This is a genomic window from Massilia sp. X63, assembly GCF_041023745.1.
Taxonomy (GTDB): Bacteria; Pseudomonadota; Gammaproteobacteria; order Burkholderiales; family Burkholderiaceae_D; genus Telluria.
This window is the reverse complement of record NZ_JBFTEF010000004.1, coordinates 280,829-304,823: the sequence shown is the minus strand read 5'-3', so window position 1 is coordinate 304,823 and position 23,995 is coordinate 280,829. Positions and strand designations below refer to the sequence as shown.

The window sequence follows — 23,995 nt, the reverse complement described above, 5'->3', positions numbered from 1 at the left end:
TCGTCGAATTCAGGAATCAATGGGAAATCGGCACAGCCGATGAAAGGGCGAATAGTAATGGGTTTCGCTTTTCGTGAACGCATGCTTGACGAACTTGTCATGTTTCTGATTGCTTAAGCCTGGACCGGCGAACGGATCAAGACCGTGAGTGTTTGGCGCGGCGCGCCGATATCGCTTGCGGCGGGCGCCGGGCTTTACATAGACTGGCAGCCCGCCCATGTTGCTTATCGAACATCATATGCCTTCTTTCGAACCCGTCGGCGCAGGCCGGCTGCGCCGGGCCGCGGCCTGCTTCCTGCTGCTGTGCGGCGTGCTGCTGGCGCCGGCGCAGGCCGCCGGCGCCAGCATCGACCGCGACTGGCTGTTCCACCGCGACGACAGCCGCCGCATCGCCGACGTCCGGCAGATACCGCCGCATGCCTGGACCCGGGTCGACCTGCCGCATGCGGCGCGCCTCGAACCGCGCGTGCCGAGCGCGCCCTGGCAGGGCACGGCTTTCTACAAGAAGCGGCTGGACCTCAAGCTGCGCCCCGGCGAGCGCGCCATCCTGCGCTTCGAGGGCGTGATGAACGTGGCCGATGTCTGGTTGAACGGGCAGCACCTGGGGCAGCACCTGGGCGGCTATTTGCCCTTTGCCTTCGACATCACCGCGCACCTGAAGCGGGGCGGCGCCAACGAACTCGTGGTACGCGCGAACAACGATGACAATCCGGTCACCGGGCCCAAGCCGCTCAAGGAGCTCGACTACATCCAGCACGGCGGCATCTACCGCGGGGTAAGGCTGCTGGTCAAGCCGGCGGTGCACATCACCGACGAGATGTTGTCGGACACGCCGGGCGGCGGGGGCATCTTCGTCAGCTATCCGCAGGCCGACCAGGCCGCGGCGGTGGTGCAGGTCAAGGCCGAGGTCAGCAACACGTCGGGCAGCACGCAACGGGTGACCCTGCGCCACACCCTGGCCTGGAATGGCAAGCCGGTAGCGCGCGCGGAGCAGCAGCTGCGCCTGGCGGCGGGCGAGCGCCGCCACGTGACGCTGCCGATCCGCCTGGCGCAGCCGAAACTGTGGTCGCCGCGGCAGCCGAACCTGTACCGGCTGGAGTCGGTGGTGGCGGCGGCCGGCCGCGAGGACCGGGTGGCGACCCGCATCGGGGTGCGCCGCCTGGCTTTCGACGGCGGCCGCCTGCTGCTCAATGGCGCGCCGCTGCAGCTGCGCGGGGTCAACCGCCACCAGGAGTACCCGTATGTCGGCTATGCGCTGTCGGCAGGCGCGGACTACCGCGATGCGCTCCTGATCAAGAAGTACGGCTTCGACTACGTGCGCCTGTCGCACTACCCGCAGTCGCCGGCCTTCATGGCCGCGGCCGACGAACTGGGCCTGATGGTCCTGCCGGCGATTCCCGGCTGGCAGTTCTTCAACCCGGACCCGGCCTTCAGCCGGCAGACGATCCGCAGCTGCGCCGACATGATCCGGCGCGACCGCAACCATCCGAGCGTGCTGGCATGGGAGTGCTCGCTGAACGAGACCAGGATGCCGGACCCGCTGATCCAGGCCTTGCACGACACCGTGCACGCCGAATACCCGGGCGACCAGGCCTTCTCGGCCGGCTGGGTGCCGCAGACCTACGACATCTACCTGCATGCGCGCCAGCACCGGATCGGCAGCAAGCACGCGCTGCCCGCCAAGCCGCTGATCGTGTCGGAGTACGGCGACTGGGAATACTACGCGATGAACGCCGGCTTCAACCAGTCGGCCTGGGCCGACCTGCAGCCGGCCGACCGCTCCAGCCGCCAGTCGCTGGCGCAGGGCGAGGCGCGCCTGCTGCAACAGGCGCGCAACGTGGCCGAAGCCCACGACGACAATGCCGCCACGCCCGCTTTCGCGGACGGCTACTGGGTGATGTTCGACTATGCGCGCGGCTACGCCCCCGATCTCGAGGAGTCCGGCGCGATGAGCATCGAACGCCTGCCCAAGTTCGCGGCCGAGTTCTTCCGCTCGCAGCGCAGCGCGGACGACAGCGCGCCGCGCTGGGGCGGCGGGCCGATGGTCTTCATCGCCAGCCACTGGCAGCCCGGTTCCTCGGCGCGCGTGCGCGTGTTCAGCAACGCCGAGGAAGTCGAGCTGCGCCTGAACGGCAAGTCGCTGGGGCGCCGCAAGGCCGGGCCGTCGGCCACGCATCCGCGCCTGGCCCATGCGCCGCTGGAATTCGAGACCGGCGGCTTCGCGCCCGGCGAGCTGGTGGCGCTGGCGTATTCGGGCGGGCGCCGCGTGGCCGAGCACCGCGTGCGTACGCCCGGCCAGGCGGTGCGCCTGGCGCTGGAACTCGACGATCTCGGCGTGCCCATGTCCGCGGGCGACCTGGTGTTCGTGCGCGCCCGCCTGCTCGACGCCCAGGGCACGACGGTGCCGGAGAATGGCCGGGTAGTGGCCTTCTCCGCCGGACCGGGAATGGAGATCGTCGGCAGCGGCAGCGCCGGCACCGAAGCCGGCGTCGCCAGCGTGCTGGTGCGGATAGGTCGCGGTCCGGCCGGCGTGCGGGCGCAGGCCGGGCTGCTGGAAGGGCAGCTCGGGGAGCCGCGCCCGGCACGGCATTAGCCTGCGATCTTCGCGCAAAATTCGCGCCACCACTGCCAACTGCTCATCCGCGTGAGTTGTTTCGGTCGTCTCGTCGCACGCGATGGCGCCTCGCCTATGATTCCCGAGCCATACGCACGCATCACCGAGAACGTCCAATAACACGCTAACGGAGACAATATGAGCTACAAAAAAGCCGGCGCATCGACCTTCCTGCTTGCCCTGCTGGCTGCGGCCGGCAGTGCGAGCGCCGTCATCACCATTCCCGGCAAGCAGGTCGAGAACCTGAACCGCGGCGCGGTCGCGATCAGCGCCGGATCCGGGGTGTTCGTCAGCTGGCGCCAGCTGGCCCAGGACCCGGCCGGCGTCGGCTTCAACGTCTACCGCGGCGCCACCAGGCTGAACGCGGCGCCGCTGAATGCGCTGAACTACACCGACCCGTCCGGCACCGCGGCCGACAGCTATACCGTGCGCGAGGTGGTGAACGGCGTCGAGCAGCCCGGCAGCAGCGCCGGCGCCACCTGGGCCAAGGCCTACAAGTCGATCCCGGTCCAGGCTCCGCCGAGCGGCGTGACGCCGAGCGGCGAGGCCTATACCTATGAGCTGAACGACGGCGCGCCGGCCGACCTGGACGGCGACGGCAGCTACGAGATCGTGGTCAAGTGGCAGCCGACCAACGCCAAGGACAATTCGCAGTCCGGCTACACCGGCAACACCTACCTGGACGCCTACAAGCTGGACGGCACCCGCATGTGGCGCATCGACCTGGGCCGGAACATCCGCGCCGGCGCCCATTACACCACCTTCCTGGCCTACGACTTCGACGGCGACGGCCAGGCCGAAGTGATGGCCAAGACCGCCGACGGCACCGTGGACGGGCAGGGCGCGGTGATCGGATCGGGCAGCGCCGACCATCGCAACAGCAGCGGCTACATCCTCAGCGGTCCGGAATTCCTCACCGTGTTCAACGGCCTGACCGGCGCCGCCATGAAGACCGTGAACTACCTGCCGGCGCGCGGCAGCGTGGCCGCCTGGGGCGACAACTACGGCAACCGGGTCGACCGCTTCCTGGGCGGCGTGGCCAACCTGGACGGCAACCGCCCGAGCGCGATCTTCTCGCGCGGCTACTACACCCGCGCGGTGATCGCCGCCTGGGACTGGCGCGACGGCGCCCTCACCAGCCGCTGGGTGTTCGATACCGATGTCGCCGGCAGTGCGGCGCGGGGGCAGGGCGCGCACTGGTTCGCCACCGGCGACGCCAACGGCGACGGGCGCGACGACATCGTGTTCGGCGCGGCCACCATCGACAGCTACGGCCAGCTGCTGTACACCACCGGGCTGGGTCATGGCGACGCGCTCCACTTCGGCAAGTTCGACCCCGACCGCGCGGGCCAGCAGGTCTACATGGTGCACGAAAGCCCGAGCGCCTATGGCGCCAGCGGCTCCGGCCTGCACGACGCCGCCACCGGCGCCCTGATCTGGGGGGCGAGCGGCTCCAATGCCGACGTGGGCCGCGGCGTGTGCTTCGACGTCGATCCGGCCTACCCGGGCGCGGAATGCTGGGCCTCGCGCGGCGGCCAGCGCACGGTCACCGGGGCCCCGATCAATACCGCGGCGCCCGGCTCGATGAACTTCGGCGTGTGGTGGGACGGCGACCTGCTGCGCGAACCGATGGGCAGCCTGGCGGTCCAGAAATGGAATCCGGCGACCCGGACTTTCTCGACCCTGCTCGACGGCGCGGCCTACGGCGCGGCCACCAACAACGGCACCAAGGCCACCCCGGTGCTGAGCGCCGACCTGTTCGGCGACTGGCGCGAAGAGATCGTCCTGCGCAATACCGGCAACACCGAGCTGATGGTGTTCAGCACCACCATCCCGACCGCCACCCGCATCACCACCCTGATGCACAACCCGCAGTACCGCACCCAGGTGGCCGGCCAGAACGCCGGCTACAACCAGCCGCCGCACACCAGCTTCTACCTGGGCCACGGCGCGACTTCCTTCCCGCAGGAGCCGGTGCACGTGCCCTACGACGGCAGCGGCACGGTGCAGGCCGAGACCGCGATCGTGAGCGGCGGCGCGGCCGTCAAGGCCGACCGCGCCGGCTACCGCCACCTGGGCTTCCTGAACTTCCCGCTGAACGGCGGCGCAGCGCAATTCCAGCGCATCAACGGCGGCGCCGGCGGCGCCAGGACCATCACGATCCGCTATGCCAACGGCAACCCGACGCCGCGCACCGGCGTGCTGCGGGTGAACGGCGTGCCGCAGTCGATCAGCTTCCGGATCACGGGGGGCTGGACCGCCTGGACCACCATGAGCGCGAGCGTGAACCTGGTGCCGGGCCAGAACAACACCCTGCGCTTCGAATCGACCGGCCAGGGCCTGGGCAATATCGACGAGCTGATCGTCCCTTGAGGCCGGCGCCATTTCCTCTTCACGACAAGACAAAGGTACGCACATGAAAAAGCTTCACATCTTGTTCGCCCTGGCGCTGGCCCTGCTGGCGCCCTCCCTGTGGGCCGCCCCGATCGGCTGGTACGACTACCAGGCCAGCTGGCGCGACGGCAGTTTCAAAGGGCAGTTCTACTACGACAGCAGCGCGCCCGAGCGCATCACGGCCGTCAAGGGGACCCTGGTCGACCTGGTCCAGACCACCAGCATCGACAAGATCTCGTCCATGGACTACGACGTCGTCGCGCCCTGGAACTTCCTGAGCAACACCAGCCCGGCCGACATGGGCGGCCATGACGCCGGTTTCTACGTCACGCTGCTGGACCTGGGCGGCACGCTGACCCTGGACCGCGCGGGGCTGAACGGCCTGTACGACTGGAGCAGCGAGGCGCTGTACATCGACGACTCGCCGCTGCTGTCCTTCAGCCTCGCGCCGGCGAACGCGGTGCCGGAGCCGGGCAGCGCCCTGCTGCTGGCGGCGGGGATGGCCGGCCTGCTCGCACGCCGCCGCGCGCGCGCCTTGAACGCGTGATGGTCCGCCTGCGCACGGCTGCCGGGCCGAGGGTCTTGTCGATCGCCGCCGGCGCGCTGCTGGCGGCCCAGCTGGCGTGGGGCGGGCCGGCATGGGCCGCGGGGCCGTCCGAACTGCAGGTGGCGCAGGCCGCCAGCGGCGATGGACCGCTCAGGGTCGGCCTCACGCATCCGGACTGGACCTACCGGGTGGGCGAGCCGGCCGCCTTCCTGGTCAAGATCGACCGGCAGCCCTATCCGGCCGAAGGCATCCGGATCAGCTACCGCATGGGGCCGGACATGCTGGAGGGGCCGCAGCGCAGCGCGGTGGTGCCGGAAGGCGGCCTGCGCCTGCCGGTGCCAAGCCAGCGCCAGCCGGGCTTCGTGCGCTGCATCGTCACGGCCAGCCTGGACGGCAAGCCCCACGAGGCGGTGGCCACGGCGGCCTTCAGTCCGCTCGCGCTGCGCCCGGTCCAGACCGAACCGAAGGATTTCGACGCCTTCTGGGCGGCGCAGAAGCAGGACCTGGCCGCGCTCGATCCGGGGTTCCGGCTGGTGCCGGCGCCGGCGCTCTCCACGCCCGAGGTCGAGGTGTCCTACCTCAGCTTCCAGAACGTCGGCCCTGGCCGGCGCGCGACCCGCATGTACGGCGTGCTCTCGGTGCCGCGTGCGCCGGGGCCGTTCGCGGCGGTGCTGCATGTGCCCGGGGCGGGCGTGCGCGGCTACAAGGGCACGCCGGCCCTGGCCGCCAAGGGCTTCATCACGCTGCAGATCGGCATCCACGGCATCCCGGTCGACCTGCCGGACGAGCTGTACGAACAGCTGAATTACGGCGCGCTGGATGCGTACAACCGCTACAACCTGGACAACCCGAGGGCCTATTACTACCGCCGGGTCTACCTGGGGACCCTGCGCGCGCTCGATTACCTGGCCGGGCACCCGAAATGGAACGGCAGGCACCTGGTGGTGCAGGGCAGCAGCCAGGGCGGCCAGCTGGCGATCATGGCCAGCGCCCTGGATCCGCGCGTGTCGCTCACGCTGGCGTCCTACCCGGCCTACAGCGACGTCACCGGCTACCTGCACGGGCGCGCCGGCGGCTGGCCCGGCCTGTTCCGCCAGGACGAAACCGGACGCCGGCAAGACCAGCCGGTGGCGCCGAAAGCCGCCACCTCGGCCTACTACGACACGGTGAACTTCGCCAGGCGCCTGCGCGCGCCGGTGCTGTACTACGCCGGCTACAACGACACGGTCACCCCGCCCACCTCGACCTTCGCGGTATACAACGTGATCCCGGCGCCGCGCAGCTTCATCGTCGAACCGGCGCAGGTGCACCTGACCTCGCAGGCGCACCGCGACACGATGGACCGCTGGATGATCGAGCACGTGCAGGGACAGCGCTGAGAACCTGTCCCAGTAGGGAATGCGTCGTTGCCGGAGTCTCCTGACAAGCGTGGGCTGCGGGCGGATGGCTTACAGGCGGATGGTGATCTCGATCTTCTCGGAAGCTACGCCAAGGGAGTCGGCCAGCTTGCGCTTGGCTGCGGCAATGGCCTTGGTAAAGCCGCCGGCCCGGGGCTCGGCGGCGCCGGGTGCGGGAAGCACCGGGGTCTCGCCCGGCTCCACCCGCAGACGCGGGGCATCGCTGACCAGGCCCTGCCACCCGGCGAATTGCTGTTACTGCTGGAAAAGAGCCTTTTTGGCGCGGTCGTCCTGATCGCGCTCGTTGCGATCACCGCCGTCGCGTCGATCGCCGCGGTCGCCTGACGGCGTGCGGCCAGGAAATGCGGGCCGGATTGCCTGCCACGGCCTGCAAGCGATCCGCACACCGGTTATGATCATGATTTACGATCCACTCAACCCAGGAACCGAGGCCCATGACGACTTCCAGCTATCCCGATACCCGACTTCTCATCGCCAACGAATGGCAGGACGCGACCGGCGGCAAGACGATCCCGGTGCTGAACCCGGCCACCGGCCAGGCGATCGGCAAGGTGGCCCATGCCAGCATCGCCGACCTGGACCGCGCCCTGGCGGCTGCGCAGAAGGGCTTCGAGGCCTGGCGCTTCGTGCCGGCCGCCGAGCGCGCCGCCGTGATGCGCCGCGCCGCCAACCTGCTGCGCGAGCGCGCCGGCGACATCGCCCGCCTGCTGACCCAGGAGCAGGGCAAGCCGCTGGCCGAAGCCAAGATGGAAGCCATGGCCGGCGCCGAGATCATCGACTGGTTCGCCGCCGAAGGCATGCGCGTGTACGGCCGCATCGTCCCGTCGCGCAATCCGGCGGCCCAGCAGCTGGTGCTGAAGGAGCCGGTCGGCCCGGTCGCCGCCTTCACGCCCTGGAACTTCCCGATCAACCAGGTGGTCCGCAAGCTGGCCGCGGCGCTGGCCACCGGCTGCTCGTTCCTGTGCAAGGCGCCGGAAGAAACCCCGGCCTCGCCGGCCGCGCTGTTCCAGTGCTTCGTCGACGCCGGCGTGCCGCCGGGCGTGGTGGGCCTGGTGTTCGGCGACCCGGCCGAGATTTCCGGCTACCTGATCCCGCACCCGGTGATTCGCAAGGTCACCTTCACCGGCTCGACCCCGGTCGGCAAGCAGCTGGCCGCGTTGGCCGGCGCCCACATGAAGCGCGCCACCATGGAGCTGGGCGGCCACGCGCCGGTGATCGTCGCGGCCGACGCCGACGTCAACCTGGCGGTCAAGGCCGCCGGCGGCGCCAAGTTCCGCAATGCGGGCCAGGTGTGCATCTCGCCGACCCGCTTCCTGGTGCACAACGCCGTCAAGGACGAATTCACCCGCGCCCTGGTCAAGCACGCCGAGAGCCTGAAGGTCGGCGACGGCCTGGCGGAAGGCACCACCCTCGGCCCGCTGGCCAACGCGCGCCGCCTGACCGCGATGTCGCAGGTGGTGGCGGATGCGCGCGCCAAGGGCGCGACCGTCGCCTTCGGTGGCGAGCGCGTGGGCGACGCCGGCAACTTCTTCGCGCCGACCATCCTGGCCGACGTGCCGCTGGAGGCAAGCGTGTTCAACGACGAGCCCTTCGGCCCGGTGGCGGCGATCCGCGGCTTCGACAGTCTGGAAGACGCCATCGCGGAGGCCAACCGCCTGCCATACGGCCTGGCCGGCTATGCCTTCACCAGCTCGATCAAGAACGCCCAGCTGCTGATGAACCGTGTGGAAGTCGGCATGCTCTGGATTAACCAGCCGGCCACTCCGAGCGCCGAGCTGCCGTTCGGCGGCATCAAGGATTCGGGCTACGGCTCGGAAGGCGGCCCGGAGGCGCTGGAGGCCTACCTGAACGTCAAGGCGGTGTCGATGGTCGGCGTATAAGCCGCCAGGCTGCCAAACCGCCAGGAATGCCCGCTTCGGCGGGCATTCTTTTTGCCCGAGTGTTTTCCATTGCACCGTCCGGTAGCCCGCTTTCGGGCACACTTGCGCTTGAGAGCACGTGAAGGGCAAAGGAAACCACGATGGCGACAAGCAGTCCGGCAATCGGCGCGACAGTAGAGCAGGGCATCCAGGCGGCCGGGGTCGGCCGTTTCCAGTACCGGCTGTTCGCGATCTTCGGCCTGGTCTGGATGGCCGACGCCATGCAGGTGCTGTCGATGGGTTTCAGCGCCCCGTCGATCGCGAAGACCTTCGGCGTGACCCTGCCGCAGGCGCTGCAGACCGGCACCTGGTTCTTTGTCGGGATGCTGGTCGGCGCCTTTGCCTTCGGGCGCCTGGCGGACCGCATCGGGCGCCGTCCCGTGCTGCTGGCGGCGGTGGTGCTGGATGCCTGCTTCGGGGTCGCATCCGCCTTCGCTACCGACCTGGGCTGGCTGCTGGTGCTGCGTTTCCTGACCGGCGTCGGGGTGGGCGGCACGCTGCCGGTGGACTACACCATGATGGCCGAATTCCTGCCCAGCGACCGGCGCGGGCGCTGGCTGGTGCTGCTCGAATCCTTCTGGGCGGTCGGCACCATCTTGCTGGCGGTGCTGGCCCTGGTGGCGCTGCGCTGGGGCGAGGATGCCTGGCGCGTGATCTTCTTCGTCACCGGCCTGCCGGCCCTGGTCGGCGTGGTGCTGCGCCTGTTCGTGCCCGAGTCGCCGATGTACCTGAACCGCAGCGGCAAGGGCGAACAGGCGCGCGCGGTGCTGGCGCGCGTCGCCGCCGTCAACGGCCGCCGGGTGGAGATCCCGGCGCTGCAGCCGGACACCGGCGCCAGCCATACGCTGGCCGCGCTGTTCGCCGGCCCGCTGCGCCGCCGCAGCATCGCCCTGTTGGTGGCCTGGATGCTGATCTCGGTGGCCTACTATGGGGTGTTCGTCTACCTGCCGGTCAAGCTCGGAAGCGAGGGCTTCGGCTTCATGCGCGGGCAGGAATTCCTGATCGTCCTGGCCCTGGTGCAGCTGCCGGGTTTCGCGCTGTCGGCCTACGGCGTGGAGCGCTGGGGACGCAAGCCCACCCTGGTCGGCTTCCTGCTGCTGAGCGCCGCCGGCTGCATGGCCTACAGCTTCGGCAACGCCGGCTGGCTGGTGGTCGGCTCGACCCTCCTGATGAGTTTTGCGCTGCTGGGCACCTGGGGCGCGCTGTATGCCTTCACGCCCGAGGTCTATCCGACCGAGCTGCGCGCCAGCGGCATGGGCCTGGCCGGCGCCGTGGCGCGCTTCGGCGGCCTGTTCGCCCCCGCCATCGTGGCGCCGGTGATGGCCACCCACTTCACGCTGGCGCTGGCGATGCTGGCGGCGTTCCTCGTGATCGGGGCGGCGGCGATCCTGTGCGTCGACGTGGAGTCGCGCAACCGGGCCCTCGAGTGAGCGGGCGCCGGCCTAGCGGTATTCGCCGCGTTGCGGATCGCCGGGCTCTTCGTCGGCGTGTTCCGGCGTGCGCGCGGTAGGCAGGTGCCAGCCGAAGCGGATCGCGGCCAGGCGCAGGCCGAAGCACACGGCGGCGCCGGCGCAGGCGGTGGCGGCGGTGGGCAGGCGCAGGGCGTCGCCGAGCACCACGATGCCGGCGCCGGCCAGGGCCGCAACCGCGTAGATGTCCGAACGGAACACCGCCGGGACTTCGTTCAGCAGCACGTCGCGCGCGATGCCGCCGCCGATGCCGGTGAGCATGCCCAGCAGTGCGGCCATCACCGGATCGAGTCCGAACACCAGGGCCTTCTGGGCGCCGGCCACGCAGAACAGGGCCAGGCCGGCGCCGTCGAACAGCAGCACGGCGTTGCGCAGGCGGTTGATGATCGGGTACCAGAAGAAGATGACCATGCCGGCCAGCAGCGACACGGCGAGGTAGCGCCAGTCCTTGATCGCGGCCGGCGGGGTGGCGCCGATCAAGAGGTCGCGCACGATGCCGCCGGAGTTGGCGGCGACGAAGGACAGCACCAGCACGCCGAAGATGTCGAGCCGGCGGCGGGCGCCGGCGGTGGCGCCGCTGAGCGCGAACACGAAGGTGCCGATCAGGTCGAGCGTCAGCACCAGGGTCTTGATGGCGGCTCCCGTGTCGAGAGCGAGTACGGCAAACACGTGTTTCCTTGATTCCAATGTGGGCGGGAGAATGCCCGGCATGGTACATCAGAATCGCCGAGTGCTGCCGTGCTCGACCGGGGACGTCGCGCGCGCCCGGCCGTCCTCCTGCTCAAGCGTCCTGGCCGTCCAGCCAGCGGAAGATGGCCGGCCAGATCCGCGCATGGGCGCTGGTGCCGACCAGTACCCCGACGTGCTGCAGGTTCACGCCGACGTCGCCCTCGTAGTGCAGCAGGCGCTTGCGGGGGCTTGCCGCGGCCTCGTGGAAGGGACGCATGGCCGCTTCCGGGATCAGCTTGCTGCGCAGGTCGAGCACGCTCAGCAGCGGGGCGCGCAGATCCTGCGGGCCGATGCGGCGGCCGCCGATCTGCAGCTCCGCCTGCATGAACTGGTCGTTGCGGTAGAGCTGCTCGACCAGTTCGGTGAATAGCCGGCCCGGCAGCGCGAACTCGTCGTGGGTCCAGCGCTCCACCCGCATGTGGGTGGCCAGCAGGCGCGGATCGGCAAGCGACAGGTAGCGATCCAGCATGCGTTCCCACTGGAAGGCGTACGGCTCGGCGATGGCGCTCATCATGTTCAGGAACACGCCCGGCACCTGGCCGAACTGTTGCGCGACCTGGTGCGCGTGCGGCGTCGCCTCGACCAGCGGGCGGAAGCAGCAGGAGCGCTGCGCGAAGTGCAGGGGCGACTCCAGCAGGATGGTGGCGTCGACCCGGTCCGGGTGCAGGCAGCTGTAGATCGCGGCCAGGATGCCGCCCAGCGAGTGGCCGGCGATGGTGAGCTTGGGCTGGCCGCTGTCGGCTTCGATGGCGCGCCGGCAGGCTGCCAGCAGGCGCTCGCCGTAGTCGTCCAGGCCGAAGTCGTCGCCGTCCGCTTCGTCTCCGGGCAGGGGCGTCCACTCGGCCTGGTAGACGCGGTAGCCCTGTTCCATCCAGCGCCGCACCACGCTGACGTCGGGCGCCAGGTCCCAGATGTAGGAGCGCTTGATGGGCGCCGGCACCAGCAGCACGGGAGGGCCGTCCGCCGTACCGTCGGCGAAGCGGCGCAGCTGGAGGCCCGGTTCGCTGTACAGGACGCTGAAGGGCGTTTCCTGCGGCCCGTAGCCGGCGCGCTCGAGCAGCTTGCCGCGCGCCTGGCGGCTGCGGTCCATGTTCTTGAGGGCCTTGGCAAACGAGGCGGCAAACGAGGGCATGGCGAAAGCAGGGTGGTTCGAAGGAAGATTCGTGGCGTGCATGGCGATCTCGTCGGGTTCGAAGACTCGTCACTGTACGCCGCCGCGGCCCGCGCTTCAATCGTGCGCGGGTCGAATGGCGCAGACGTTTGCGGCGTATTAAACTGACATCGTCGCCGGGGGCGGCTGACGTTTCCAGGAGGATCGAACACGCGTGGCCTATCGGTTCCTTGCCGATGCGGTGCTGTTGCTGCACCTCGGCTTCATCCTGTTCGTCGTATTCGGCGCCTTGCTGGTGCTGCGCTGGCCGCGCTTGCTGCCGCTGCACTTGGCGGCGGCGGCCTGGGGCACCGGGATCGAGCTGCTGGGTGCGATCTGCCCGCTGACCGGGGTCGAGAACCGCATGCGCGCGCTGGCCGGCGAGGCGGGCTACAGCGGCGGCTTCGTCGACCATTACCTGCTGCCGCTGATCTATCCGGGCGAGATGACGCGGGCGCTGCAGCTTGGCCTGGCGGCCGGGGTGCTCGTCATCAATGCCCTACTGTATGCCTGGATCCTGCGGCGCCGCCGCAAGCCGCGCACCCTGCAGTCCCAGGAAGGCCGGCGCGGCCGGCCTTCCCGCGTGTTACTCGACCCAGGCGAAGCCGTCGCGCGCCAGCAGCGCGAAGGATTCGGCCGGGCCCCAGGAGCCGGCCGCGTACGGATGCGGCTTTTCTCCCAGCGTGCTCCAGCCGGCGATGATCGGGTCGGCCCACTCCCAGGCGGCTTCGAGTTCGTCGCGGCGCATGAAGTGGGTCAGGCGGCCGCGCACCACGTCGATCAAGAGGCGCTCGTAAGCCTCGGCGCGACGCTGCTGGAAGGCCGACTGCAGGTCGAGGTTCAGCGCCACCTGCTGCATCTGCATGCCGCTGCCGGGCTGCTTGGCCATGATCTGGAGCTTGATCGCTTCTTCCGGCTGCAGTTCGATGACCAGGCGGTTGGCGACCCCGCCCGGCGTCTCGGGGAACAGCGGGAAGGGCGGGTTGGTGAATTCCACCACGATCTTGGACGAGCGCCGCGCCATGCGCTTGCCGGTCCGCAGGTAGAACGGCACCTTGGACCAGCGCCAGGTGTCGATGTGGGCGCGCAGGGCGACGAAGGTCTCGGTCTTGCTGTCCAGCGGCACGTTCTGTTCTTCGAGGTAGCCCTTGACTTCCTGGTTGCCGCTGACGCCGTGGACGTATTGTCCGCGCACCGTGTCGCGCGCGATGTCGGCCAGGCCGAAGCGGCGCAGCGAACGGATCACCTTCAGCTTCTCGTCGCGCACCGCGTCCGGCGACAGCGAGGTGGGCGGCTCCATGGCGACGATGCACAGCAGCTGCAGCAGGTGGTTCTGCACCATGTCGCGCATGGCGCCGGTGCTGTCGTAGAAGCCGGCGCGGCTGCCCACGCCCACCTCTTCGGCCACGGTGATCTGCACGCTCGAAATGTTCGGCGCGCGCCACAGCGGTTCCAGGATCGAGTTCCCGAAGCGCAGCACCATCAGGTTCTGCACGGTTTCCTTGCCGAGGTAGTGGTCGATGCGGTAGATCTGCGATTCGGCGAAATGCTTGCCGACCGCTTCGTTGATCTCGATGGCCGAACCGAGATCGTTGCCGAGCGGTTTTTCGAGCACCACGCGGGCCTTGGCGTCGACCAGTCCGGCATCGGCCAGCTTGGCGCAGATGGTGGTGAACAGGGCCGGCGCGGTCGACAGGTAGAACACGCGCTGCGCGCCCGGGTGGGCGGCGCGCGCCAGGGCGCCGAAATCGGGCGCGGCCTGGACGTCGAGCCGGACGTATTCGAGCAGCTGCAGGAAGCCGTCCCAGGTTTTTTCGTTGAAGTTGTTGCTGGCGATGAAGGAGCGCGAGTTCGCTTCGACGTGGGCGAGGTAGGCGTCGCGGTCGTATTCCTGGCGCCCGGTCGAGATGATGCGGGTCTGCGCCGGCAGGTTGCCGTGCAGGTAGGCCATGTAGAGCGCCGGGAGCAGCTTGCGCATCGCCAGGTCGCCCATCCCGCCGAAGATGATCATGTCGAGGGGGAGACCGGTGTCAGTGTCTGTCGAAGAGGTCATAAGCTTAGCCAAATAAGAGCCGAATAAGTTAAAGAGGTCGCTGCTGCACCGGCACGGCGCGTTCGCCAGGCGTGTGCCTGCATGGTGCCGGGCTGCGCTGGGGTAGCGCGCAGCCTGCCGGGGCCGGGGTGGTCCGCCGCCCCGCTACGGTAGCAGAATGACAGCGGACGCGCACGAGACGTCCTGCTTGTGGCCAGACGGGAGCGCCCGGGCGGGCGCCGGATGGGGGCAACAAGGGCCGCGGGCGATGCCAGCTCGCGCTGGGCCCCGTAGCTTACATCGTGGGCAACAATAAGGAAATGGCAAACTGTGGATGCCGGCGCGCAGTGCGGCAAGGGGCGGCACCGAAGTGCCGGTGGAGTTGTTGATTATGCAAATAATATGTGCATCCAGGCGCTCTTGTGCAAATGTTGTTTGCATGCCTGACGAGCGTGCAAGGTGGTGCGCATTGACCGCGCGCAGCCTGGCCGGCGCCGGACTTCAGCCTGGCGCCAGGTCCGCGCGCAGGAAGGGCAGGGCGCGCGCCAGCAGCGCTTCCGGCGCCTCTTCCGGAATGTAGTGGCCGCAGGGCAGGGCCTCGCCCTCGACCCGTGCCGCCACCTTGCGCCACTCGGCCAGCGGATCGAAGCAGCGCTGCACCACGCCCTGCGCGCCCCACAGCGCCAGCAGGGGCGTGTCGATGCGGCGGCCGGCGTCGCGGTCGATCCGGTCGTGTTCCAGGTCGATCCCGGCCGCGGCCCGGTAGTCCTCGCAGATGCCGTGGGCGGTGCCGGGCAGGGCCAGGCAGCGCGTGTACTCGGCCAGCGCACGCGCATCGAAAGGCGCCATGCCGGCGCTGCGCCCTCCCATCACGTCGCGCAGGTAAGCGGCCGGGTCGGCCTCGATCAGGCGCTCGGGCAGCGGCGCCCGCTGGATCAGGAAGAACCAGTGCCAGTAGGCGCGCGCAAAGGCTTCGGTAGTCCCTTCGTACATGGCCAGGGTCGGCGCGATGTCGAGCAGCACGGCGCGCTCCACCGCCCGCGGATGGTCCGCCATCAGGCGGTGCGCCACGCGCGCGCCGCGGTCGTGCGCCAGCACCCGGAAGCGCTCGAAGCCGAGCGCGCGCATCACCGCCAGCATGTCGGCCGCCATCGTCCGCTTGCTGTAGTTCGCATGGTCCGGGGCGCCGCGCGGCTTGGACGAGTCGCCGTAGCCGCGCAGGTCGCAGGCTACCAGCGTGAAGTGCTGGAGCAGGCCGGGCGCCAGCTTGTGCCAGATCGCGTGGGTCTGCGGGTGGCCATGCAGGAGCAGCAGCGGCGGCCCGGCGCCGCCGAGGACGCCGGCAATGCCGACGCCTTCCGCGGTATCGATGCGGATCGGCCGGAAGCCGGGAAACAGGACGTCTTGCATGGCGTGGCCCCAATGGTGGCAGGAGTAAAAGTGTAACAGCCTGCCGGCGTCGATTCTTACGCCAGCCTGACGCGTCCGTCACTGTTGTAAATATGCCCAATCGAAACTTTGCGAATTGACATCCTCCGGTGTGCCCAGCAGTATCAAATTGCGCCTCTCCAAACTGGCGCGCCGACAACAACAAGAGGGAATTCACGATGCAGAAATCTGTAAGGCAAAAGACGGTGCTGGCCCTTGCCATCGCCTCGCTGTTCTCGAGCGCACAGGCGCAGGACACCGGCGCCGCAGCGCCCGCCGCGACCGATCCGGCAGCCTCGGCCACCGTGGTGGTCACCGGCACCCGCGTGGCCAACCGCACCGCGCTCGACACCGCCGCGCCGGTCGACATCATTTCGGCCGAGACCCTGAAGAACGCCGGCAGCACCGAGATGACCCAGGCACTGTCGATGGCGCTGCCGTCGCTGAACTTCCCGCGTCCGGCCATTACCGACGGCACCGACACCATCCGTCCCGCCACCTTGCGCGGCATGGCGCCCGACCAGACCCTGGTGCTGGTGAACTCCAAGCGCCGCCACGCTTCCTCGCTGGTCAACGTGAACGGTTCGATCGGGCGCGGCTCGGCCTCGGTCGACATGAACACCATCCCGACTGCGATCGTGAAAAGCGTCGAGGTGCTGCGCGACGGCGCCGCCGCCCAGTACGGCTCCGACGCGATCTCGGGCGTGGTCAACCTGCGCCTGCGCACCGACCGCACTGGGGGCGAGGCCAGCGTCACCTACGGCGCCCGCAAGACCGAATACGATCTGTGGAACGATGCGCCGCCGGCCGGCGGCACCTGGACCGCACCGAGCTCGCGGGAGCGCACCGACGGCCAGACCGCCACCGTCAGCCTGTGGAAGGGGCTGGCCCTGGGCGAGAGCGGCCACCTGACCATCGCCGGCGAATACAAGAAGCAGGAACGCACCGAGCGCAGCGGCTACGACATGCGCCAGCAATACCCGCGCCTGGCGGGCGGTGCCTTCGATCCGCGCGAACTGACCGTCAACCGCTTCAACGCCTGGTATGGCGAGCCGGAGATGGAGCAGGTCACCGTGTTCGCGAACGCCGGCTACGACCTGGGCGGCGGCGTCAAGCTGTACGGCTGGACCAGCGGCCAGAACCGCTTTGCGCGCTCGGGCGGCTTCTTCCGCCCGGCCCAGGATGCCCGCAACATCCCGTCGATCTACCCGAACGGCTTCCTGCCGATCATCGCGCCCACCGTCAACGATTTCTCCGCCACCGGCGGGGTCACCTGGCTGGCCGGCGGCTGGGATATGGACGCCTCGCTCGGCTACGGCCGCAACCGCATGGCCTACGACATCGAGAACACCCTGAACCGCTCGATCGGCCCGAGCAGCAAGACCACCTTCTATGCGGGCGGCTACGCATACGACCAGCTGGTGTTCAACCTGACCGGGGTGCGCTCGCTGGAGGTCAGCGGGCTGGCTTCGCCGCTGAACGTCGCGGTCGGCACCGAGGCGCGCCGCGAGGGCTACCAGCTGTTCGCGGGCGAGCCGGATTCGTGGCGCGCCGGCCCCGAGATCCTGCCGAACGGCACCCCGGCGGCGCCGGGCGCCCAGGTGTTCCCGGGCTTCCGTCCGTCCAACGAAGTCGACGCCCACCGCAGCGCGATTGGCGCCTTCGTCGACCTGGAAGCCAACCTCACGCCGGAATTCCTGGCTTCGGTCGCGGTGCGTGCCGAGCACTACACCGACTTCGGCAACAGCCTGGCCGGCAAGCTCTCTGGCCGCTACGACTTCAGCAAGTCCTTCGCCCTGCGCGGCGCGATCCAGAACGGCTTCCGCGCACCCTCGCCGCAGCAGCAGAACTTCACCGCCACCTCGACCAACTTCATCAACGGCGTGCCTTTCGAGATCACCACCTTCCGCCCGACCGACCGGGTGGCCGTGGCCCTCGGCGCCAAGCCGCTGGAAGCCGAGAAATCGGTGAACGCCTCGCTGGGCGCGGTGATGCGCTTCGACCCCTTCAGCATCACCATCGATGCCTACCGCATCGACATCGAGGACCGCATCATCCTGTCCGAAAACCTGACCCAGGCGAACGTCCGCAATTACATCATCTCGCAGGGCATTACCGGCGTGGGTGGCGGGCGCTTCTTCATCAACGGCGTCGACACCCGCACCCAGGGTGTGGACGTGGTGCTGAGCTGGCCGATGAAGACGGCGGGCGCGGGCAACTTCGACTTCACGCTGGCCGGTAACTTCACCGACACCAAGGTGACCAAGGTGCCGGTGACGGCGCAGCTGGCCGCGCTGAACCCGGCGCCGGTGCTGTTCGATCGCCTCAACGTGCTGTCGCTGGAAAAAGGCCAGCCGGAGAACAAGCTGAGCGCCAACATGAACTGGAAGCTGGGACAGTGGGGCGCGACCTTGCGCGCGACGCGTTACGGCAAGACGCTGCAGCCGGGCACCACGGCGGCGCTGGACTTCTGGATGAGCGCCAAGACCCTGGTGGACATCGAGGCGCGCTACGCGTTCACCCCGAAACTGAGCCTGGCGCTGGGTGCGGACAACCTGTTCGACCAGTATCCGGAGACCCAGCCGCCGGCGCTGAACACCACCGGCAACACGCCGTTCGCGAACTACGCGCCGTTCGGGCGTGCGGGACGCTTCATCTATGCCCGCATGAACTACGGGTTTTAAGTAGATGTCGGGTGGACGGCTGCGCCGTCCACCCAAGCAAGACAGCGGTCAGGCAGCGGGCGGGGCGCCGGCGCCGGCGCCGGCACTCAGCATCCACGCCACCATCAGCAGGAACACCATCCAGCTGGCGAACAGCGCCGACAGGCGGCGGATGTCGGCCGGGTTCTCGAACAGGGTCGGGCGGGTGTAGTTGACGCCCGCGAAATACGCGGCGAACACGGTCGCCAGGTAGTGCACGGCGCCGAACATCTCGCCCAGCTCACCCTTGCGCGGATGCTCGATCAGGGCGTGCGACAGGGCCACCAGCACCAGGTAGATCACCGAGGCCGACAGCGGCGGCAGGTACAGGCCGAGCTTCTCGACCCAGCGCTGCACGCCCGGCTTGAAGCGCGCCACCAGCGGCAGGATCAGGTTGTGGGTGATGCCCACGATGAAGATCAGCTTGAGCAGCACGTTCTTGTGCAGGCTGCCGCTGCCCACCGCCAGATTGTGGATGTTGGTCTCGCCCTGGCGGTTATTCTGCAGGAAGAACTCGGACGACTGCACGTTCAGGACGCGCTGGAACCAACTGATCTCTTCCAGCGCGGCCAGCGCGCACAGCAGGCTCAGGCCGCCCAGGGCCAGCAGTTCCAGCACGCCGCGGTCGGCACGCTTGAGGCGTTCGAAGAAGGCGAAGCCGAGCAGCATCGCGAGCACGGTAAAGCAGAGGAACTGCATCCATTCGACGATGCCGTCTTCGACCAGCAGGCGCCACAGGGCGGCCGTGTCGTCCCTGGCCAGCACGGCGAGCACCAGCACGAAGATGTTGATGAGGATCCCGGTGGCGATGACGGGATGGAGAAACGACTTCTTGTTTGCCACAGACTACTCCTTGATGGGTGAAAACGGTTCGGCGCCGGCGCTGCGCAGGGCCGGCAGTTGCTGCTGTTGCGGCGCCGGCTGCGCCGATTGCGCTGGCGTGCGGCGGCGCAGCAGGGCGCGCAGCGCCGCCGCGCCCAGGGTAAGCAGGGCCCAGCCCCACAGCAGCGGGTCGAGCAGGGCGTCCCACAGGTTCCCGGTCGGCAGGCGCGCGAGCGAGAACAGCAGCAGGGCGCCAAGGGCCGCGCAGGCCTGGGAGCGGCCGCGGCCGCGCACCACGGCCGCCAGGCAGGCCAGCGCCAGCAGCATGGCCAGCAGCGCCGCGAAGGCAGGACCGAAGCCGGCGTAATACAGCCCGCGCGCGAGCAGGCCGAAGGCGTCGAGGTAGAGCACCGTGCCGGTCGCCGCCAGCAGCGCGGCCAGCCCCAGCGGCATGGCGCCGGCAGCGCCGCCCGGCGCGCCGCGCCAGCGCCCATGCAGCCTGACGAGGCACAGCGCGGCCAGCAGGCCGCTCGGGTACTGGAAGGCCAGGCCGAGGTGCCAGGCCGGCGAGGCCGCGCCCGGCAGCGCCATCAGGAGCAGGCAAGCGGCGCCGATGGCGGCCAGCGCCGGGCGCGGCAGGCGCCAGGCCGCCGGCCAGGCGCCCGCCACCAGGGCCGCCAAGATCAGCGCCCAGGCCAGGCGCGCGTAGACGAACTGCCACGACAGCTCAGGCAATGCCATCAGATGCTCTCCCCAATCGTGATCCGGTACCGGTGATGCGCGATCGCCCGACGCTGGAAGGTATAGGTGACATGCAGCTCGCTGCCGACCTGCTGCATGGTTGGATACGAAAACTCGTCGCCGGCGCTGCCGCTGGCCACGTCGGCCACGGTGCGCCACGACCGCCCGTCCTTCGAGAGCGACAGGCGCAGCAGGCTGCGCGCGGAGCCGCCCGCGCGGATGTGGTTGTGCAGCATCAGGAACTCGCCGTTGGCCAGGCGCAGCACCGCCATCGAGGTATCCTCGTTGTTCAGTTCGAGCGGCGGCAGGTCTTCCCAGCTGGCGCCGCCGTCGCGCGTACGCGCATGCTGCACGCGCCGCTCGTCGCTGGCGTCGCGCATCCAGGCGCGCGCCTCGAGCTGCGAGACCGGCACGATCGCCGGCTGCAGCGTGGTGGTGCGTTCGCCGATGCGCGCCACGCCGGTCGGCTCGCCGTCCGGTCCGAAGGCCATCAGCATCGGATACTTGATGCCGAGTTCGAAGTAGACCGGCAGCCACCAGCCGCCGTCGACCAGGCCGACCGCATTGGTGCGCACCAGCACGCTGGTATTGAACAGGGGCGACATCGGCAGCACGCGCTTCATCGCGAAGCTGGCGCCTTCGTCGCTGGAGACCAGATGGGCCACGCGCGAGGCCGCCCATCCGCCCAGGCCGGTGGCGACCACGTACAGGTGGATGCGGCCGTCGCGACTGGTCCAGGCGACCGGGTTGCCGATCCGGCGCACGCCGAAGCCGAGCGCCTTGCCGAGCGATTCGCGGCTGGCGACCTCCCAGGGCTGGCCCCATTTGCCGTTATGCCATTGCGCGGCATAGACCTTGACGTCCGGACCGCTCTCGCGGCTGCCGGCCCACCAGAAGCTCAGCATGCGGTCGCCCGGCAAGGTCGCCATCGCGCTGGCGTGGGCCGAGGGCGTGTTGCGCGGCATGGGGATCAGGGAACGGGATAGCTCCGACAGGGCGACCCGTCCCGGTACGACGGCCTGCACGGCGGAGGGAGCGGCGGCGCGGGCGCCGTGGGCCCAGCGCGCCGCTTCGAGGGCGGCGATGGCCAGTACTGCGGCGATGCAGGCAAGGGTGGTGCGGCTGCGCGCGGCACCGCGCGTTTGCAGGGAAGGCTCCATAGACTCCTGGCGGAATCGGACCGACATCGGCACCGGATCCGCGGCATGCGGTTTGTTATCGATTCGTGTACTGCAGGTATGCGGCGCACGGTATCGATCCGGCTGGGCCCACCAAGCAAGCGAACATCTGATACAACGAGGGCATTATCCTACAGGAAAGAGCCCAAATTTGACACGACAGTTACGTATTGACGCTGCGTTGCGGCCGCATTCCGGTCGAACCGGAACCCGGTTCACGGCCGCAAACCGCGAGTTCATCGCAGCCGGCTTGCCCGGAACGCCATGGCTGGGCAGAATGCGGATCTGCCACCAAACCCAAGCGAGACCGCATGCACAGCCCGAGCCAATCCGCCATCCCCGCAGCACCGCCCGGCCCCCTGGTCTCCACGGTGCTGCGCGACCTGCGCCTGGCCGTGCTGGCGAGCGTGCTCGCCGCCGTCATGATCGTGCTGCTGGTCGCCAAGCCCGAGACCCTGCCCGAGCAGCTGGTCTATTCGCTCTGCATCGGGGTGCCCGGCTTTGCCGTGGTCGACCTGCTGCGCCTGCGGTTCTGGCCAGCGCTGGAAGGCCACCCGAAGCGCTGGCTGGCGCTGGTCGGGGTGATCCTGCTGGTGGCCGCACCGGCCCATTTCGCCGGCATCCACATCGGCGCGCTGCTGGTCGGCCACAAGCCGCCCAGCCTGGCCGAGTATCCGACCCTGGGCCGGATCAGCTACATCCTGTTCACCTTCATCGGCCTGGTGGCGATGACGCTGCTGGTGGTGCAGCGCGAACGGGTGCAGCGCATCAAGCATGCGCACAACGAAGCCCGGCTGCGCGCCGAGACCATCGAGCGCCAGGCCCTGCAGGCCCAGTTGCGCCTGCTGCAGGCCCAGATCGAGCCGCACATGCTGTTCAATACCCTGGCCAACCTGCAGGGCCTGATCACCCTCGACCCGGAGCGCGCCAACCTCATGCTCGACCAGCTGATCCAGTACCTGCGCGCCACGCTCGGCGCCACCCGCTCGGAAAGCACCACGCTGGGCGAGGAATTCTCCGCGATGGACGCCTACCTCGGCCTGATGCGGGTGCGCATGGGCGAGCGCCTGGCCTACCGACTGGAACTCCCGCCGGGCCTGCGCCGGGTGCGCCTGCCGCCGATGCTGCTGCAACCGCTGGTCGAGAACGCGATCGTGCACGGCCTGGAGCCCAAGATCGAGGGCGGCGAAGTGACGATTTCCGCCGCCGCGCGCGACGGCCTGCTGGAGATCCGCGTGCGCGATAACGGCCTGGGTCCGGGCCGGTCCGGCGGCAAGGCCGGCGGCGGCGTCGGCCTGCAGACCACCCGCGAGCGCCTGCGCGTGCTGTACGGCGAACGCGCCGGCGTCGAACTCGTGCCCGGGCAAGCCCAGGGCACCCTTGTCCACCTGAGCTTACCTTTGGAGACCGCATGAGCATCCGCGCCCTGATTGCAGAAGACGAACCGATCCTGGCGGCCACCCTTGCCCGCACCCTGACCCGGCTCTGGCCGGGGCTGGAGATCGTCGGCACGGCGCCGAACGGCATGGCCGCCGTGGAGCAGGCGCTGCAGCTGGCGCCAGACCTGCTGTTCATGGACATCAAGATGCCCGGCCAGACCGGCATCGAGGCGGCCGAGGAACTGGCCGAACGCTGGGAAGGCCCTGCGCCTTTCCCCTACGTGGTGTTCGTGACCGCCTACGACGACTATGCCGTGCAGGCCTTCGAGCAGGATGCGGCCGACTACGTGCTCAAGCCGGTAAACGAAGCCCGCCTGGGCCGCACGGTGGAGCGCCTGCAGGGACTGCTGGCCGGGCGCGCCGGGAAACCGGCGGACAGCGGCGATTCGCTGGCCGAACTGGTCGGCCGCCTGCAGGCGCTGATGCCGGCCGGCCCGGCGCCGGAGCGCCTGCAGTTCGTGCGCGCCGCGGTCGGCACCATGGTCCGCATGATCCCGGTGTCAGAGGTCGTGTTCTTCCAGGCCACCGACAAGTACGTCAACGTGGCCACCAGCGAACACGAAGCCCTGATCCGCACCCCGCTCAAGGAACTGCTGCCGCAGCTCGATCCCGTGCAATTCAGGCAGATCAACCGCAGCACCGTGGTCAACATGGCTTGCGTGGCCAGCGCGGGGCGCGACACCATGGGCAAGGTGATGCTCAACCTGCGCAAGCGCCCCGAGAAACCGCGCGTGAGCCCGGTCTACGCGCACCTGTTCCGCCAGATGTAGGCCGCCCGGCCTAGGGCAGCTCGATGCCGCGCGCGCGGCCGCCGCGGGCGAGGCGCAGCACGCCACCCAGCAGCAGGTGCGCCGCGAACGAGCAGGCGGCAATGGTGGACGCGACCAGCACCGGCAGCACCGCCCCGAAGGTGAAGCTCATGCCCAGGGCGAAGCCGAGCACGTATTCGGCGCGCCAGGCATGGACGAACAGGCTGGCCGCAAAGGCGCCGAAGAAGATCCAGGTGACGGCCGGGTGGCCGGCGCTGAAGGCCAGCGACAGCGCGCCGCCCCACAGGAACGTGACGGCGAAGCGGGTCTGCGCCAGGGTGCGGAAGCGCTCGCGGCTGCCTACCTGCACCAGGGTAGCGGCGCGGCGCTGGATGCGTCCCACCAGGAACCACACGAGCAGCGGGATGACCAGCAGGTCCCACCAGTTGGAGACGGCAGGCAGCTCGGGATTGTTCAGCAGGTGGTGGGCGGGCACGCCGCCGTGGGTGTATTCCCACCCGAGGTGGGCGACTTCCGCGGCGAGGCCGCAGGCGGCGAGGATGAGGCGGGAATGCAGGGCAGGGCGGGCAAACATGGCACGGATCCTTTGCAGTGAACCCGGCCGCGCGAAGTGGAAGCCGGGTCGACCATATTAGCAAGCTTG

General features: G+C 69.3%; 18 protein-coding genes and 1 pseudogene. 11 read left to right on the top strand and 8 right to left on the bottom strand.

Features of this window, described 5'->3' with window-relative positions; all coding sequences use genetic code 11:
- Positions 1 to 238 precede the first annotated feature (238 nt).
- The 7 genes from AB3347_RS10680 (at position 239) to AB3347_RS10650 (ending at position 10,322) form a co-directional block, all read left to right on the top strand.
- Positions 239 to 2,593, top strand: a complete 2,355-nt coding sequence (locus tag AB3347_RS10680; protein ID WP_369091776.1) for a glycoside hydrolase family 2 TIM barrel-domain containing protein — start codon at positions 239 to 241, stop codon at positions 2,591 to 2,593.
- Between the two features lie 159 nt (positions 2,594 to 2,752).
- Positions 2,753 to 4,987, top strand: coding sequence for a carbohydrate-binding protein (locus AB3347_RS10675; protein WP_369091775.1), 2,235 nt, complete (start codon positions 2,753 to 2,755; stop codon positions 4,985 to 4,987).
- Positions 4,988 to 5,030: 43 nt separating this feature from the next.
- Complete coding sequence (locus tag AB3347_RS10670) at positions 5,031 to 5,555, top strand: PEP-CTERM sorting domain-containing protein (RefSeq protein WP_369091774.1); 525 nt, start codon at positions 5,031 to 5,033, stop codon at positions 5,553 to 5,555.
- Positions 5,555 to 6,934 carry an acetylxylan esterase gene (locus AB3347_RS10665; protein ID WP_369091773.1) on the top strand — a complete coding sequence of 460 codons (1,380 nt, stop codon included), beginning with the start codon at positions 5,555 to 5,557 and terminating at the stop codon, positions 6,932 to 6,934. The genes AB3347_RS10670 and AB3347_RS10665 overlap by 1 nt, the downstream gene beginning before the upstream one ends.
- Positions 6,935 to 6,961: 27 nt before the next feature.
- Positions 6,962 to 7,297: a hypothetical protein gene (locus tag AB3347_RS10660; protein WP_369091772.1), complete on the top strand. Its 336-nt coding sequence runs from the start codon at positions 6,962 to 6,964 to the stop codon at positions 7,295 to 7,297.
- A 110-nt stretch (positions 7,298 to 7,407) separates the two neighbouring features.
- Positions 7,408 to 8,853, top strand: a complete 1,446-nt coding sequence (locus AB3347_RS10655) for an NAD-dependent succinate-semialdehyde dehydrogenase (protein ID WP_369091771.1) — start codon at positions 7,408 to 7,410, stop codon at positions 8,851 to 8,853.
- A 140-nt stretch (positions 8,854 to 8,993) separates the two neighbouring features.
- Positions 8,994 to 10,322 carry an MFS transporter gene (locus AB3347_RS10650; protein ID WP_369091770.1) on the top strand — a complete coding sequence of 443 codons (1,329 nt, stop codon included), beginning with the start codon at positions 8,994 to 8,996 and terminating at the stop codon, positions 10,320 to 10,322.
- 12 nt (positions 10,323 to 10,334) lie between these two features.
- Here AB3347_RS10650 and AB3347_RS10645 read toward each other — a convergent pair whose 3' ends face one another.
- Together AB3347_RS10645 and AB3347_RS10640 are read right to left on the bottom strand one after the other, a co-directional pair.
- Complete coding sequence (locus AB3347_RS10645; RefSeq protein ID WP_369091769.1) at positions 10,335 to 11,030, bottom strand: trimeric intracellular cation channel family protein; 696 nt, start codon at positions 11,028 to 11,030, stop codon at positions 10,335 to 10,337.
- A 112-nt stretch (positions 11,031 to 11,142) separates the two neighbouring features.
- Positions 11,143 to 12,264 carry an alpha/beta fold hydrolase gene (locus tag AB3347_RS10640; protein WP_369091768.1) on the bottom strand — a complete coding sequence of 374 codons (1,122 nt, stop codon included), beginning with the start codon at positions 12,262 to 12,264 and terminating at the stop codon, positions 11,143 to 11,145.
- Positions 12,265 to 12,415: 151 nt separating this feature from the next.
- Here AB3347_RS10640 and AB3347_RS10635 point away from each other — a divergent pair.
- A pseudogene (locus tag AB3347_RS10635) lies at positions 12,416 to 12,775 on the top strand (DUF2784 domain-containing protein); the annotation flags it as partial.
- A 51-nt stretch (positions 12,776 to 12,826) separates the two neighbouring features.
- Here the strand turns inward: AB3347_RS10635 and zwf are convergent.
- Together zwf and AB3347_RS10625 are read right to left on the bottom strand one after the other, a co-directional pair.
- Positions 12,827 to 14,293, bottom strand: a complete 1,467-nt coding sequence (zwf, locus tag AB3347_RS10630; protein WP_369091767.1) for a glucose-6-phosphate dehydrogenase — start codon at positions 14,291 to 14,293, stop codon at positions 12,827 to 12,829.
- 480 nt (positions 14,294 to 14,773) lie between these two features.
- Positions 14,774 to 15,682: an alpha/beta fold hydrolase gene (locus AB3347_RS10625; RefSeq protein ID WP_369091766.1), complete on the bottom strand. Its 909-nt coding sequence runs from the start codon at positions 15,680 to 15,682 to the stop codon at positions 14,774 to 14,776.
- A 197-nt stretch (positions 15,683 to 15,879) separates the two neighbouring features.
- On the opposite strand from AB3347_RS10625, the gene AB3347_RS10620 reads away from it, so the two are divergent.
- Complete coding sequence (locus AB3347_RS10620) at positions 15,880 to 18,384, top strand: TonB-dependent receptor plug domain-containing protein (RefSeq protein WP_369091765.1); 2,505 nt, start codon at positions 15,880 to 15,882, stop codon at positions 18,382 to 18,384.
- Between the two features lie 48 nt (positions 18,385 to 18,432).
- On the opposite strand, the gene AB3347_RS10615 is transcribed toward AB3347_RS10620, so the two are convergent.
- The 3 genes from AB3347_RS10615 to AB3347_RS10605 are packed head-to-tail and all read right to left on the bottom strand — an operon-like array spanning position 18,433 to position 21,125.
- Complete coding sequence (locus AB3347_RS10615) at positions 18,433 to 19,245, bottom strand: hypothetical protein (protein ID WP_369091764.1); 813 nt, start codon at positions 19,243 to 19,245, stop codon at positions 18,433 to 18,435.
- A 3-nt stretch (positions 19,246 to 19,248) separates the two neighbouring features.
- Complete coding sequence (locus AB3347_RS10610) at positions 19,249 to 19,965, bottom strand: hypothetical protein (protein WP_369091763.1); 717 nt, start codon at positions 19,963 to 19,965, stop codon at positions 19,249 to 19,251.
- Positions 19,965 to 21,125: an exo-alpha-sialidase gene (locus AB3347_RS10605; protein WP_369091762.1), complete on the bottom strand. Its 1,161-nt coding sequence runs from the start codon at positions 21,123 to 21,125 to the stop codon at positions 19,965 to 19,967. The genes AB3347_RS10610 and AB3347_RS10605 overlap by 1 nt, the downstream gene beginning before the upstream one ends.
- Before the next feature lie 329 nt (positions 21,126 to 21,454).
- On the opposite strand from AB3347_RS10605, the gene AB3347_RS10600 reads away from it, so the two are divergent.
- Both AB3347_RS10600 and AB3347_RS10595 read left to right on the top strand, forming a co-directional pair.
- Complete coding sequence (locus tag AB3347_RS10600) at positions 21,455 to 22,558, top strand: sensor histidine kinase (protein WP_369091761.1); 1,104 nt, start codon at positions 21,455 to 21,457, stop codon at positions 22,556 to 22,558.
- A complete protein-coding gene (locus AB3347_RS10595; protein WP_369091760.1) occupies positions 22,555 to 23,352 on the top strand; it encodes a LytR/AlgR family response regulator transcription factor in 798 nt (265 codons plus the stop codon). Before AB3347_RS10600 ends, AB3347_RS10595 begins: the two co-directional genes overlap by 4 nt.
- Positions 23,353 to 23,362: 10 nt before the next feature.
- On the opposite strand, the gene AB3347_RS10590 is transcribed toward AB3347_RS10595, so the two are convergent.
- Entirely contained in the window at positions 23,363 to 23,926 is a 564-nt protein-coding gene (locus AB3347_RS10590) for a hypothetical protein (RefSeq protein WP_369091759.1), read from the bottom strand.
- Positions 23,927 to 23,995: the final 69 nt, after the last annotated feature.

Bases quoted from the DNA above. Each gene is read 5' to 3' on its own strand.
- AB3347_RS10670 (WP_369091774.1), top strand. From the start codon at position 5,031: ATGAAAAAGCTTCACATCTTGTTCGCCCTGGCGCTGGCCCTGCTGGCG.
- AB3347_RS10625 (WP_369091766.1), bottom strand. From the start codon at position 15,682: ATGCAAGACGTCCTGTTTCCCGGCTTCCGGCCGATCCGCATCGATACC.
- AB3347_RS10620 (WP_369091765.1), top strand. From the start codon at position 15,880: ATGCAGAAATCTGTAAGGCAAAAGACGGTGCTGGCCCTTGCCATCGCC.
- AB3347_RS10640 (WP_369091768.1), bottom strand. From the start codon at position 12,264: ATGCACGCCACGAATCTTCCTTCGAACCACCCTGCTTTCGCCATGCCC.
- AB3347_RS10605 (WP_369091762.1), bottom strand. From the start codon at position 21,125: ATGGAGCCTTCCCTGCAAACGCGCGGTGCCGCGCGCAGCCGCACCACC.
- AB3347_RS10600 (WP_369091761.1), top strand. From the start codon at position 21,455: ATGCACAGCCCGAGCCAATCCGCCATCCCCGCAGCACCGCCCGGCCCC.
- AB3347_RS10665 (WP_369091773.1), top strand. From the start codon at position 5,555: ATGGTCCGCCTGCGCACGGCTGCCGGGCCGAGGGTCTTGTCGATCGCC.
- AB3347_RS10680 (WP_369091776.1), top strand. From the start codon at position 239: ATGCCTTCTTTCGAACCCGTCGGCGCAGGCCGGCTGCGCCGGGCCGCG.
- AB3347_RS10650 (WP_369091770.1), top strand. From the start codon at position 8,994: ATGGCGACAAGCAGTCCGGCAATCGGCGCGACAGTAGAGCAGGGCATC.
- AB3347_RS10590 (WP_369091759.1), bottom strand. From the start codon at position 23,926: ATGTTTGCCCGCCCTGCCCTGCATTCCCGCCTCATCCTCGCCGCCTGC.
- zwf (WP_369091767.1), bottom strand. From the start codon at position 14,293: ATGACCTCTTCGACAGACACTGACACCGGTCTCCCCCTCGACATGATC.
- AB3347_RS10675 (WP_369091775.1), top strand. From the start codon at position 2,753: ATGAGCTACAAAAAAGCCGGCGCATCGACCTTCCTGCTTGCCCTGCTG.
- AB3347_RS10610 (WP_369091763.1), bottom strand. From the start codon at position 19,965: ATGGCATTGCCTGAGCTGTCGTGGCAGTTCGTCTACGCGCGCCTGGCC.
- AB3347_RS10595 (WP_369091760.1), top strand. From the start codon at position 22,555: ATGAGCATCCGCGCCCTGATTGCAGAAGACGAACCGATCCTGGCGGCC.
- AB3347_RS10655 (WP_369091771.1), top strand. From the start codon at position 7,408: ATGACGACTTCCAGCTATCCCGATACCCGACTTCTCATCGCCAACGAA.